The sequence below is a fragment of the Microvirga calopogonii genome (genome assembly GCF_003347665.1).
GTDB lineage: Bacteria > Pseudomonadota > Alphaproteobacteria > Rhizobiales > Beijerinckiaceae > Microvirga > Microvirga calopogonii.
The window spans coordinates 1-12,557 of record NZ_QDGA01000127.1; the positions used below are offsets into that span (position 1 = coordinate 1).

Genomic DNA, 12,557 nt, shown 5'->3' on the forward strand with positions numbered 1-12,557 from the left:
GGCCAGGATATCATCCAGACTGCGTTCCAGGGCGCGGCGCTTGCGGGCCAGGGTCGAGGCGGCGAGGGTCCCGATCCCGTCAGCCAGGGCAAAGGCCCGGTGCAGCCACAGCTTGAGGCGGGAGGGCAGCACATCCTCGCTCACCTCATCGGCATAGGCGACGTCACGAGCGAGATGGGCCAGGCAGGTCTGATGGGCGTCGGCGTGGCCCTGTTGAGCGCTATAGCGATCGGAACACCAGACCTCGGGCCGGTGCCCATCCATCATGGTCCGGACCACGATGGCGCCGCGGGTCGGGGAGGCGTGATGGACCACCGCGTTGGGGCAGCGAAACACCCAATGGTAGGCATTCGAGCCTTCGATCCGGACGCCGGTCTCATCGGAAGCGACGACCCGGGCCTGGCGCAACGCCGCAATGGCCTTGTCGCGCTCGGCCACGAAAGCATTCTGCGCCCGGCGCAGCAGGTTCATGAGCCCGCCCTGGCTGAGGGTCAGCCCAAACAGATCGGCGAATGCGCTTTGCAGCCGCTCATAGGACAGAGCCTGGAAGGTCTTGAGATAAGTTGCCATGGCATGGACGCGGGGCCCGAACGGTGTCCCCTTGGCGGCGTCCGGCACGGGCGCGACCACCCGCGTTCCACAGGCTGGGCAGTTCACCGCCAGGCGCCGATGCTGGGTGACGCGGGGCGCCACCTCTGGCAGGTCAATCTGCTCGTGGATGCTGATCGTCTCCCCCGGCAGCCCCGCCATCAGGACGGCTGAGCAGCAGGAGCACCGGTCAGGACGGTGCTCGACCACCTCATCGGGCGTGGTGCTGATGAGCCGGCTGTGACCTTCATGGCCCGGCTTGGCGCCACCGGGTTTGGCCTGATCCCGCCGCTCCTTGCGATCGGTCGCGGGCGGCTTGGACGATGTGCGCGAGGTCTTCTGCGGCCGCTGCAGCCGCAGCACCAGCTCGATCAGCTCTTCCTTGCTCAGACGCTCAAGATCGCTGCGGCCCATCACACCAGGGAATCAGTGAATTCCCGTTCGCGCAAGGGCCTGGGTAATTACCGATTGAGCGCCTGCCCGGGAGAGATTGTCCAAGTCCCTTCCCTGGCTCCTCCTTAAGCCCTAGCTTGAGAGGAACTGGCTTGACCCGCAGCACCTTCGTGGACGGCTGAACCGATGACTACCACTCGTGTCTTTCTGCTCGCCTCCGCTTTGGCTCGCCTGGTCGAGAAGGAGAGGGGCGGTAACCTCGTTCGGCAGGGCTTCTTTCCTGAAGGGACGGGCCGCAGCACTCATGTGCAGGTTTCAGGCGATGCCGGTCACCTCGTCCTGACCTCCCATCATGCCGCCGGTCCGCGCGAGGAACTGGCTGAGATCTCACGGGCTCAAGCCGAGGCGCTGCTTGAGCTCACCGCCGGACAGGCCGAGTACCTGAGCATCCCGATCAACATTGGCTCGCACAGCGCCACCCTCCAGCGGTTCGTCACCCCGACACCGCTCGATCTGATCAGTATAACGTTCAAACAAGACAAGGCAGCGCGCAAGTTCCAACCGCCGGCTTGGTTCGGTCCCGAGGTCACCAGTGAACCCGCCTACCAGGTCCGCTCTCTGGCTCTCACCGGTGTGCCAGCCACTCCTGAGGTCGAAGTCACGAATGAAGCCCTCCACAGCTTGCTTGACGCCTTGGACAACCGTGCTGACGAGCCCCAGCCGCAACCGACTGAGGTATCGCGGGTAACCGAGCCATCCGAAGCTGCGTTGGATCCAGAGGCAGAACAGGAGTTCGATGGGCTCAACATCGAGGATAGTGTGATCCGGGAACTCGCCCGTTCGTTGCAGCCGCAACGGCGCTGACCGCGTCCTCAAGGCGGTTGAGCTCGCATCAGAGAGAACTTGTGTCGGGATGCCGCGGCGGCACCATTGGCCACTTGATCCGCTGCGGGTGCCTGTGTCAGGGGAGGCATGAGCCATCCGCCAAAGAGGCGGATGGCGGAAGGTGGGGCCTGTAGCTCAATGGTTAGAGCCGGCCGCTCATAACGGTCTGGTTGGGGGTTCAAGTCCCTCCAGGCCCACCACGTGTCAATCCAGCCCAGCAAAGGCTTACTCGCTCATCCCATGATGACCGATCCCTCTCCCTCTCAGGACGCCGACCTCGTCGACCATCACGGCTATCGCATCCGCCTCTGCTCAAGCGGCCTGGACTGGATGGCTCTCCTGGAATGGCCCGACCGGCAGCCCACCCTGATCATGGCCCCGGAGCGGGAGACGGTCCTCGCCAAGGCCCGTGAGTGGATCGATCGGCAACTCGCCTCTGACAAGAACCGACAATGACCTACAGCCTGATCCAGCTCGCGCCCGGCGCCTATGACCTTCTCCTCGGCGACACCATCGTGGCCAGCGTGGTCAGGAGCGGCCTGCGCCAGCCCTACATCTGGACCGCCGAGCTGCTGGAGCAGCTGCCCAAGGGCGAGCGACCCGCACCATTCCGGGAAATCGAGCACAGCTTTCCGTCCTTGGAAGAGCTGTGCGCTTGGCTCGGCCAACCCGCCGTGAAGACCAACAACCGAGGCACCGCGTCTCAGGGTGCATGAGAGAAACGCCCCGGCCGAGGCGCTGTCTGAAACCTCGACCGGAGCGCGGGTGTGCCAAGGGAATGACCCACAGCTTGAATGTACGTCATCCTAAGCCAGCGGCAATGCTGCTCTCAAAAGCCAGCGGATCACGCGCATCAAGTCCCGCCGTGTGACCTGCCGGCTACAGACATCAGCGCCGAAATCGGACACATAGCGTCGCCGAGCGACACAATTGGATCGCCCCCTCCACCATTTTCCAGAACCCGCCGAGTTCATTGAGGTCTTCATCATGCCGCCGACCGAGGTTGCAGCGCCTGTCTTTGTTCCGACACAGGCCCCGACATTCACACAAGCCGCTGTGCGGTTTGCCGTCTCCTTTGCGGCCCTGATCGGCGTGAGCCTGCTGCTGGCCGCGCTCTAAGGCCATATTGTTCGGCGCCTGTGCTGATTCCGATACAGCCAAAGCGCTGGCCATCAGGCATATTGGCCGCGTCCTTGAAGGAACGGCTGGGGAGCCGAATCTCCCTGGAAGGGAAGCGCCTCTGCTACGCCCAGGGCGCTTCTCTTTACCAGAGCGCGCAAGGTGCCATAGATTTCCGGGTATGCTCAAAGGTTGCAGCGAGGTCACTACGTATTCGCGAAAGCTGGCCGTAGCGCAGCTCTCCTTTGATTGTGGACAGGGGCGTGTACGAACCGACTTGGTACGCTGGCGTTTCCCACAATAACAAGCCCGTAGTCTGCCACCAGTATAAGTTGATAGATGGCACACTGTTCTCGAAAAATCCGGGCCCGATACCACCCTTAAGTTGAGGTAGTCAGATTCTTCCAGGTGCTCGAAGAGGCTACGGAGATCGCGAACACGAGCGGCCCAGCCGTTCCAGTTCGTGATGCAGCCACGTAGCCCGCTCCGCAACTCAGGCTAGGCGTCCTGTGAGACGCGAGTAAGCACCACTGCGGCGGCGAATGGGATCTGCCGCCGGGCTATTGCATCAAGTTCTGCGGCAACCTTGATGAATTTCGTCGTGATGGTGAACTCCACCGAGGCGCGCTGTGGCCCGATCCACAGGTTTCTCGCCACGTCGTGATCGCACCAGTGGCAACCCGCTCCCGAAGTCCCCATCATATCAGATTCACGCATTGTGCCAGTTGCGCAACTTACTACGACTAGAGTGCATCATGAGTACCGCGGACGCCTTCCGAACCTTTCTGGACAATATCAGGATCGACAATGGCGAGACCATCTCACTCCGGTACGGCGAGATCACGGCCGCGCTCAACAAGAAGTTCCGGGACACGGAATCTAAAACCGCGAATAGTTTGCAGGTCGGCTCCTACGGGCGTTCAACAGCGATCAAGGGTGTATCCGATCTAGACATGATCTACATCATGCCGGCCGGAAAGTGGAACGACTATAAGAATGGTGGGCAGTACCGGTTGCTAAGAGCCTGCGCCGACGCGATCAGCGACCGTTACCCTTCAACCACCGTTAAAGTGGATCGTCTCGTGGTCCGTGTCCTCTACAAGTATTTCCACATCGAGGTTCAGCCCGTCTTTGAGCAGGGCGACGGATCGTTCTCTTACCCCGACAGCTATGGTGACGGCAGCTGGAAGATCACCAAGCCTCGCGGTGAAATCGAGGCTATGAAGGAGTTTAACGAGCAGAAGAACAACAACCTGCGCCGCTTAGCCCGCATGGTGAGAGCGTGGAAGAATAAGCACGGCGTGGCGATGGGAGGACTGCTGATAGATACCCTGGCTTATAACTTCTTGAAGCAGACCGACGAATATAACGATAGAAGCTACCTTTATTACGATCATATGAGTCGAGATTTTTTCAAGTTCCTAGCGGACCAGCCCAAGCAGGAATATTACGCTGCTCTTGGCAGCAATCAGAGGGTCAAAGTCAAAAAGGATTTTCGGAAAAAGGCTAAAAAGGCGCACGAACTTTGCCTGAAAGCCATCGAGGCTGAAAACGAGGAGTACCGCAACGACCGGTGGCGCAAGGTCTATGGGCGCAATTTCCCGCCAAGACCCGCCGCTGAGTTGGCTGAGTCCGCGATCAAGTCGGACGGATTCACGGCACGCAACACAGAGCATTTCATCGATGACATGTTCCCAATCGACATCCGGTACGACATCGAGCTAGATTGCGAGGTGACGCAGGCCGGCTTCCGCCCGTCGTTCCTGCGCCATCTTCTGGCTTCGAGCGCTATTCTTCTCCAGCAGAAGAGGCTGCGGTTCTTTGTGACGCAAACCACCGTTCCATCGCCGTTCACGCTCTATTGGAAAGTCCTGAACCGTGGGCCAGTGGCAGTGAGGCGCGACTGCATTCGCGGACAGATCGTGAGGGACGAAGGACATTATGAACGGCGCGAGAGCACCGATTTCAGAGGGGACCACGTTGTGGAGTGCTATGTGGTCAAGGATGGTGTAGTGGTCGCCACCGACCGAATTCACGTTCCCATCAGCGCGGAAAGGGCTCAAGGTGGATAAAGCTGGATTGCTTAAATCCATAGCCGCTACAGGCTATAATGTCGGCTTCGGCGCGAAGAAGCACTTTGCGACTTTCGACTTAGTCGAGAAGATTCCAGGCTGGATCGGCTTCATATCAACGGCCGCCGGCATAGGGTCGCTCGTGCTGGATTTTCTGGGCACAAAGTTCGCGGCAGCCGTTCTCGCTATACTGGGGAGCTGCACCGTCTATATCAACGGCTACAAGGGAAAGGAATACGATCGAGCGGGTAAGAAGCTCACCAAAATCTACAACCATCTTCGCGACCTTTACCACTCCGTCGAAGCTGGCGCGGATGTCAATTCCAGCTACGCAAGGCTGCAGGAATTAGAGGGGCAGTTTTACGCCGCTTCAATAAGCAAACAGATCCTTTTCAGCGACTGGTATGCCCACTACAAGTTTTTCGCCCAGCAGGAAAGGGGCTGGATTGATAAGCAGAGGCAATTTACCTGGAACGACATGGTACCTCTGTCTCTCAGGATTGCCCTGGTGTTCTTTGCCGTCGCCTGTCTTTGGGGTGGTACGTACCTGATCTTTTTCTAACGAAAGTAAATCGATGTCGGAGCTAAAGGACTATATGTAGAGGTTCTCACAGGATGGAGCCTCAGCCCCGAATTAACGGTTGACGGTCGCGCGACTCTGAAAAACTTCGATAAAGAGTAATCAGTCTGACAGACCAAGGGATGACGGAAATTTGGGGCGACGTCAGAGCTAACCATCTAGAAAAGTAAGTTCTATGAAAGCTTGCTGGAGCAGCCCAAAGTGAGTGCGCCTATCTCGGTAGTCATCATGCACATGCAGGGTCCATCTGTTGTAAGCACCTCAATCAGAGTTGGCGTTCTCCTATAATAGCCAAGCGGATTATTCTGAACGAGACACGGCTGAGCGTGTGTTCGCTCGGCAGGTATGTCTGAAGCTACCGGCGCCCTCACAACAGACTTGAGCCAAATATGAATCCGCCAGCGTACGAGCGCTTAAACATAACCTGTCAAAAGGGTCTTTGGCGCATGCGCCATGACAAAAAAACGGCCGCTGCTCCCAGCGGCCGTGAAGTTTATTGCTACATTAGGAAATGGGTACATAGCGCGTAGGAGCGTACAGCATATTGGTTGAAGAATGCTTATCTCGCCCGCACCAAACTAAGACCTACCGAGGTTAAATCTTTTGTTTAATGCGCTGCAGCAAAGTTGCATGGGCCGGATTGCACAGTTCAGAGCCTCGCTCTGTTTACCAAACTGCTATTTGCAGCTCATAGGCCTGTTCATCGAATTGAGTTGCGAGGGCGATGGTAGCGCCGCATGCTCCGGCTGTGACGGCGTCCGTTCAAACCGGCACCTTTGCTTGGTCTGATCTCTCCCCTTCTGCAACAATTTGCAGCATTTTATCGGGAAGCGGTCTCTGAAGTTTCAAAGCCTCTTCAGTAGGCGCATTGAGCCAAACGTCATATTCCTCGGGCGTGGTCAGGATGACCGGCATCGCTTTCGGATGGATTGGCCCCACCACGCCATTCGGCTCTGATGTCAGAAAGGAATAGAGCAGGTGTTCACCTTCAACAGGATCAGCCTTCGTTCCACGTACGCCGGTCCATGGTCGCCAAATGCCAGCAAAGGCGGCAAGGGGGCGCTCGTCATTTAGGGCAAACCAAACGGGTGTCTTTCGGGGACGGGTATCCTTGTACTCTGAGAAGGAGGTCAAAGGCACCAGCGCTCGGTACTGCGGCTTGAGCCAGGCACGCCAAAATGGTGATCCGACATTGCGCACGTTTGTCACCGGATGATTCCCGACCTTCGGCGGCGGCGGGAAGCCCCAGCGCATCTGGATCAGCTCGCGCTCGCCGTCATGATTTCTGACGACCGGCGCCATCTGGTCTGGAAAGATCGCTGGCAGGGGAGGGAGGTTCCCTGCGCTATCGCGGGTTACATCGAAGACCTGCCGCATCGAGGCCTGTGTTGCGTACGAGCTATAGAGATTGCACACGGGTGGAACCTTCCGTCTGGGCATCCGGGCGTTCGTTTCATCCTGGAGCATTTGTCTGCGCCCAACGTGACAATAAGCGCTGCCCCGCGCAACCCTTCAGGGTATAATCAGGGCAATCGGCAGACCGCGTTTTGATTTGCGAATCATGACGCATTTTCGGTCCGCCACCTCACTCGTTTTCCATTGATTTTCAGATCCTTGACCGATGCGGCCAATCTCCAATCCTGCGGAACCTTTGCCTCAAACCTCCGTGTCGGAACTCAGCCGACGGATCGGTGACAAGCAGGCTGAGCCCTATCAGGCCAGGATTGCTGCTTCCGTTCGTGAGGCTATTCGACGGGGACGCTCAGGTGCGGTGCTTGCACCCACTGGAAGCGGCAAGAGTCTACTGGCGGCCGGGGCCGCCGAGGACGCGATCGACCTAGGCAAGCCGATCCTTGTGCTGCATCCCGACGTGAGCCTGCTGCGCCAGAACTATGCTCAGTTCCAGAGTGTTCCGGCTGTCCAAGCCGCCCAGACGGCGTTCTACGTCGCCAAGAATGAGGTAATCGGCGATGGGCCGATGATTCGGAATTCACTCGACGCAGAGGTGATCCCCGCCACCAATATGTCTCTCGTCAACAAGCTCGATGACGAGGACTTCCTGCGCTCCCTCGACAGGTTTGGCAAAAGGGGAGGGGTGGTTCTCATTGACGAGGGCCATAAGGCTGCGGCAGACGAGCTCGCCAAGGTCCTCTCCCGGGTTGCCCATGCCGGTGGCTCTGGCATTGTCCTGACCGCCACACCGTTCCGGACCGACGGCAAAGACCCGCTGGACGCCTTTGGCGCTAGTATCGAGCACGACCTGATCGACGTCGCCACCTATGATGAGGTCCTGGCGACGGGCCGCACAGTTTCAACTAGGTTCGACATTGCCACCGGTGAATTCGAGGCTCATCTCGGCACCGACGCTGTCCGGCTTATCGAAAGTGCCTTCCTCGCGCTTCTGGCTGAGAACAAATCGGTCGACCAAGCCTCCCAGCAAGCCTTCTCCCGCTTCTTCAAGGAAGGAGCAAGCGAGGGCAACAAGGCCATCGCCGCTCTCATCGTGGCGGCTGTCGCCAGGATCTGGGCCAAGCGTGCGGCCAGCGCCACCCTGGCGATGATCCATTGCGATAGCGTGGAATTTGCCAAGGAGATCTCCGGCTATTTGGCTCAGGAAAGCCTCCCTCCCAATCACGATAGGGAAGGGGAGAAGCCCCGCGTAGCCTTTGTCGTGGCCGGCGAGATCCGCGTCTGGCGCAACGGCGCAGAGGAAGGGCTGAAGGAGGGCGAGGAGCCCGGTCGCAAGATCAGGCGTGACGATCTTCTGGACGCTGCCCGTGCCGGCGGCTTCGACATTCTGGTCAACGTGAATGCCCTGGGCGTCGGAACCGACGTTCCGCAGACGGACCTGAACATCCTGGCCTGCCAGGAGCGCTCCATCGGGCCGGTGAAACAGATCAGCGGACGAGGGGAACGGGCGCACAAGGCATCGGGCAAGACCCACCAGGTCTTCGTCGATGTCGGCAATTCTATCCTGCGGATTTTCAGCGACATCGACGCGATGCGCCGGAACGATCCGGAACGCTGCCGTCGTCAGGTCCGCGGACTCGCTGCACCGATTCGGGAGCAGTTCGAGGCCTGGTTCGACAAAGATCCCAGCCTTCGTGAGCAGATCGAGGAGCGCCAGCGTCAGATCCGGCTGCGGATGGGCGAAGGGGACAGCGAGCAGTACGACGATCCGCTCGACCCCACGATGGAAATCGGTGACGAGGACACCCTTCCGGTGCCGAAGCCCTTTGCGGCCGGTCTGCTGGCGACCGGAATGCGGCGGTACGATTCGGAGACCAAGAAATACTCAAGCCGCGTGGCGCTGTTCTGCGATCTCAAAGAGTTCGGCCTGTTCGATGAGGACGCGGCTCCGGACCTCCCGCGCTGGCTGGTTGCCACCCACGACGAACGGACGGGGGCGCAGCAGGCATTCCTCTGCAAAACGCAGGACATTGCCCGCAAGTACGTTGCGTTCGTCGGCATCCGCCACGATGGCGACTATGAAAGCGCCAGCCCGACGGACAAGCAACGCCGGTTCCTGACGAGCCTTCAGCAGGCGCGACCGCTCGCGCTCCCGTGGCTCACTGGGTTCGCGCCTCCAGGCAACGCGACTCAGATGTCGGCCGCCATCGATCTCCTGAAGGACAAGGCAGGACTGCTCGCCAAGTTGCTCAATGTCGCGGCTGTCCGATTGGTCGAGCGGGCAACCGGTGCTCACAGCCTGCGGCCGGACCTCCGCTCGGTTGTTCTGGATCGGCCCAACCAGCTCACCCCGCAGAGGCGTGATCTCCTTGCCGCCTACTGCCGGCTGCGCCAGCGGTTCGCCGACCTCTATCCCTATGCGTTTGGCGGGAAGCCGACAGCTTTCTCTGTCACGACCTTCGACCCGAGCGTACTGCCCGAAATCAAATCGATCGTGGCGAACACGAACGTGCGTTTTTTCATCATCGACAACCCTGAGAAGGAAGAGCAACTCCGCCCGAGTCTCGCCGAAGGGCTGATCAAGTCCTCCATCGTCGCAGTCGGCCCGAAAGGCCCCAGCGAGCAGTGGATCCGGCAAAAGGCAGGGTTCGGTCGCCATGACGATGCAGCCCGGGCGCGGGAGCAGAGTTTCCGGGAGTACCTCACCGATCTTGCCGATGGTCCCCTGAGCAAGGACCAGTCACTGACGATCACGCTCGCAAGGACTGAGTATCTCGAGATTGCAGCTGCGAAGCCCGGGAAGGAACTCGTCAGAGCGATGCCTTCTGCTGTGATGAACCTCTTGTTACTCCTCGGGGAGGAAGGTGGGATGCCGCTGCCCGGAGAGCAGGTCGAGCTTGTTCAGGATGCGATCGGCAAGAACCGGAGTGAGATTGCAATTCCGTTCTTGCTCCCTCGACTCTGCGCCCGATATGCCCAGCGCCAGGTAACGGCGCAGAAGAAGGTTCTGAAGGATCTGGAGAAGGCGGCAACATTCAAGAAGAATCGGGATGCATACTTGCGCTCCCAGAAACCGGCATCCCTGGCTTCGTAACGACCAATATGCCCCGAATAGCGATGGAGAATTTTGTGCCCCTGACGAGGCGCACACATAGCAAGATTGGATACCGCTTCCATCGGTGGATCGCACTGACGCTCCTGTGCTTCTCGATGATGGCAGGGGCTGTATCTGCCCAAACCAACAGAACTCTCTCCGCCAGTGAACTGGAAACGGCTCGACTCGGTATCTATTTGAGGCTCGCGGTCGAGCGCTGCGGCTACAAGCTCCGATACAATCCAATCAAGTCGATCTACCCGGGGGCCTCGCTCTGGGATGTCGTGAGCTCAGAGTCGAAGAAGCTGTTGACTGATATTACACTGCAGGAGATGTCCAAGTTTGTGGCGGCTGCCCGACCAGGTGCGTGTTCGGCTGCCTGGGACGACTATGGCCCACAGAAACGCAAGGGCATATGGGCCCTTATGGCAGCGGACGAACCCGAACCTCCGGGTCGGCACCCCTCGCTTGCCAGCCAATACAGCTTCATCGCCTGCAAGGATTTGAAAGACTTCCAGACGTACTTGGGTCTGGCGAACGACAAAGCGGCTCTGATCGACTACCTTGAACGCAGTTACAAAAATGGCTCCTGCGAGAGGATTGCCGCTGGGACAGAGATCTCGATCGACAGGCGCCAGGATGGCGGGAAACATCGTTATGCATGCTATCGCGTTCCCGGACATCGCGAATGCGTTTGGGGACCGGATCTCTTTCGATAGCGGCAAAGAATAGTGGACAGAAGGCGCCCGCCGCAATGAAGTGCCTGCGCATCTATGCCACCCCGGATGGGGATTCGCATTTCGATGAAGTCGAATTGCCGACAATGAAGAGGCAGGTGCATCCCGATGCCGTGCCATTCGACGTGACAGGTAACTACCCGGCATCCCGTGTCCGCATCACGCATATCCCAGCGGGCATGCGTGAGGTCGCTTGGCATACAGTCCCGGAGCCGGTGCTGACGGTCAGGCTGGATGGTTCGGTTGACTACGAGACGAGCGATGGAGAGGTGCGCCACGTTCCAGCGGGGAGCTTCGTGTTGGTGGAGGACACACACGGCAAAGGCCATCTGTCCCGCCATTCTCCAGAGGCACAGACGGTCATCTGGGTCTCGCTCCCGAACGGCCTCGAATTGCCGGCCTCATAACCCATCAAGGCTCACGTGCTCAAAACCATTGGACCTGTTAGGCTTGCGAATGAGCCTTTCACGATTCGACCCTGTCCATGGAACTGGCTCTTGCTCCAAATAGAAAGCCCCAGCCGAGAGTGTAAGGGACCTCAGCCAGGGCTAGCTCCAAGCGTTGGGGGCTATGGAGATTGTGCGGGCAGATACGCAATGCGCCCGGTATCTGCATGTTGCTACGGTCAAGCTTAACAATTGGTGCACGTTAACCAAGCTTGGACCGGGCATTCATCCCGTTAGGACAGGTGCTGCGCGAAGTGCTTGTTCATCTCGAACATGCTGACTTTGTCCTTGCCGTCGAACACGGCCCGAAGCTTGTCGTCCGCCAGGATTTCCCGCTTGTTCGCAGGATTCTGCAGGTTGTTGGCCTTGATGTACTCCCACACCTTGCTCACCACTTCCGTGCGGGGCAGGGGAGACGATCCGACAACGGCTGCCAACTCGTTTGAAGGCTGCAGCGGCTTCGCCAGAGCGGGGTTTGGCTTCTTAGCGGCTTTGGCTTCGGTCATTGTAAAACTCCTAAACTGTGCCTCGCTGCTCTCTACAGGGGCAAAGGGGGCGAGACCATGGCCAGCAAGGGCTGAACACTTCCTTAATCCCGCTCTGATCGTCCAAATGTCAGAATGAATGTTTTAGATAAGAGGTCTGACCATCAATATCCACGTCGTTTGCTCTGTGGCTTTGCCATCATCTGCCGCATCGCTTCCTCTGCCCGAGCCCGGGCCTCAGCGTTGTTACTGAGGTCGCGGACCTCCGATGCTTCCTCCTCTTGATTGATACCGTTCTTGCGTGCGCGCCACTGCTTTGCTTGGGCGGCAGTGGCAGCGGCATTGGCCAGCTGCTCCAGTCGATCCAGCTGCGGTGTGCTGGCCTTTGCATCTGTTTCAGGTTGATCGTCCTCTCGCTCGGAGCGCTCTGTCATCAATTCGCATCCTTAGGCTCGGCATAGTCCGCTATGCTATGCAGTTACACGCGTCTATGTCATGGGGAATAGGTTAACTCCGTCTTAACCATAAAGGCCCGACGTAAGCCGATGCGAAAGATCCATCACGGCTTCATAGCGATCCTCATCCTCGCGGGTCCGGCCGGCCTTATTCTTGCCCATGAAAAGCTCACTCGAACGCCCGCCCAGGAGGTCTTTGAATCGTTCGATCCGCCACCGGCTCTTCGGCAGGCCTACACTCAATGTGCGGAGGCTCCGAAGCAGCAGCGCTCAACCCGATGCGACCAGTATGT

At 58.9% G+C, this 12,557-nt stretch carries 14 protein-coding genes and 1 tRNA gene; 11 read left to right on the forward strand and 4 right to left on the reverse strand.

All coding sequences use genetic code 11. From position 1 onward, the window contains the following. Positions 1–1,002, reverse strand: a 1,002-nt coding sequence (gene tnpC, locus DDF70_RS32505) for an IS66 family transposase (RefSeq protein ID WP_114948108.1), incomplete at its 3' end; no start/stop codon positions are given. 165 nt (positions 1,003–1,167) lie between these two features. Between tnpC and DDF70_RS32510 the strand changes: the two genes are divergently transcribed. The 7 genes from DDF70_RS32510 to DDF70_RS32545 all read left to right on the forward strand — a co-directional run bounded on the left by DDF70_RS32510 (position 1,168) and on the right by DDF70_RS32545 (position 5,619). Next, positions 1,168–1,845, forward strand: coding sequence for a CYTH domain-containing protein (locus tag DDF70_RS32510; RefSeq protein ID WP_114948746.1), 678 nt, complete (start codon positions 1,168–1,170; stop codon positions 1,843–1,845). 145 nt (positions 1,846–1,990) lie between these two features. Beyond that, a tRNA-Ile gene (locus tag DDF70_RS32515) sits at positions 1,991–2,066 on the forward strand. A gap of 40 nt (positions 2,067–2,106) precedes the next feature. After that, a complete protein-coding gene (locus tag DDF70_RS32520; RefSeq protein WP_114948747.1) occupies positions 2,107–2,322 on the forward strand; it encodes a hypothetical protein in 216 nt (71 codons plus the stop codon). Next, positions 2,319–2,582, forward strand: coding sequence for a hypothetical protein (locus DDF70_RS32525; protein ID WP_114948748.1), 264 nt, complete (start codon positions 2,319–2,321; stop codon positions 2,580–2,582). Before DDF70_RS32520 ends, DDF70_RS32525 begins: the two co-directional genes overlap by 4 nt. A gap of 214 nt (positions 2,583–2,796) precedes the next feature. Next, complete coding sequence (locus tag DDF70_RS32530; protein WP_114948749.1) at positions 2,797–2,985, forward strand: hypothetical protein; 189 nt, start codon at positions 2,797–2,799, stop codon at positions 2,983–2,985. A gap of 755 nt (positions 2,986–3,740) precedes the next feature. Continuing rightward, entirely contained in the window at positions 3,741–5,057 is a 1,317-nt protein-coding gene (locus DDF70_RS32540) for a nucleotide-binding domain-containing protein (protein WP_114948757.1), read from the forward strand. Then, the gene (locus DDF70_RS32545) at positions 5,050–5,619 is read left to right on the forward strand and encodes an SLATT domain-containing protein (RefSeq protein WP_114948751.1); all 570 of its coding nucleotides are present in this window, start codon (positions 5,050–5,052) and stop codon (positions 5,617–5,619) included. The genes DDF70_RS32540 and DDF70_RS32545 overlap by 8 nt, the downstream gene beginning before the upstream one ends. Before the next feature lie 780 nt (positions 5,620–6,399). Here DDF70_RS32545 and DDF70_RS32550 read toward each other — a convergent pair. Continuing rightward, positions 6,400–7,053 (reverse strand): SOS response-associated peptidase, encoded by a 654-nt coding sequence (locus DDF70_RS32550; protein ID WP_114948758.1) that lies wholly within the window; start codon positions 7,051–7,053, stop codon positions 6,400–6,402. A 250-nt stretch (positions 7,054–7,303) separates the two neighbouring features. On the opposite strand from DDF70_RS32550, the gene DDF70_RS32555 reads away from it, so the two are divergent. Genes DDF70_RS32555 through DDF70_RS32565 form a run of 3 tightly spaced genes read left to right on the forward strand, consistent with a single transcriptional unit; the run spans position 7,304 to position 11,285 of the window. Beyond that, a complete protein-coding gene (locus DDF70_RS32555; protein WP_162820843.1) occupies positions 7,304–10,141 on the forward strand; it encodes a DEAD/DEAH box helicase in 2,838 nt (945 codons plus the stop codon). A 35-nt stretch (positions 10,142–10,176) separates the two neighbouring features. Further along, positions 10,177–10,860 (forward strand): hypothetical protein, encoded by a 684-nt coding sequence (locus DDF70_RS32560; RefSeq protein ID WP_114948753.1) that lies wholly within the window; start codon positions 10,177–10,179, stop codon positions 10,858–10,860. A gap of 35 nt (positions 10,861–10,895) precedes the next feature. After that, positions 10,896–11,285, forward strand: a complete 390-nt coding sequence (locus DDF70_RS32565; protein ID WP_114948754.1) for a cupin domain-containing protein — start codon at positions 10,896–10,898, stop codon at positions 11,283–11,285. Positions 11,286–11,557: 272 nt separating this feature from the next. Here the strand turns inward: DDF70_RS32565 and DDF70_RS32570 are convergent, their stop codons facing one another. Next, positions 11,558–11,830 carry an SWIB/MDM2 domain-containing protein gene (locus tag DDF70_RS32570; protein ID WP_114948755.1) on the reverse strand — a complete coding sequence of 91 codons (273 nt, stop codon included), beginning with the start codon at positions 11,828–11,830 and terminating at the stop codon, positions 11,558–11,560. Positions 11,831–11,973: 143 nt separating this feature from the next. Beyond that, the gene (locus DDF70_RS32575) at positions 11,974–12,243 is read right to left on the reverse strand and encodes a hypothetical protein (RefSeq protein WP_114948756.1); all 270 of its coding nucleotides are present in this window, start codon (positions 12,241–12,243) and stop codon (positions 11,974–11,976) included. A 111-nt stretch (positions 12,244–12,354) separates the two neighbouring features. Between DDF70_RS32575 and DDF70_RS37685 the strand changes: the two genes are divergently transcribed. After that, the coding region (locus tag DDF70_RS37685; RefSeq protein WP_205772561.1) for a hypothetical protein at positions 12,355–12,557 on the forward strand (203 nt) is incomplete at its 3' end.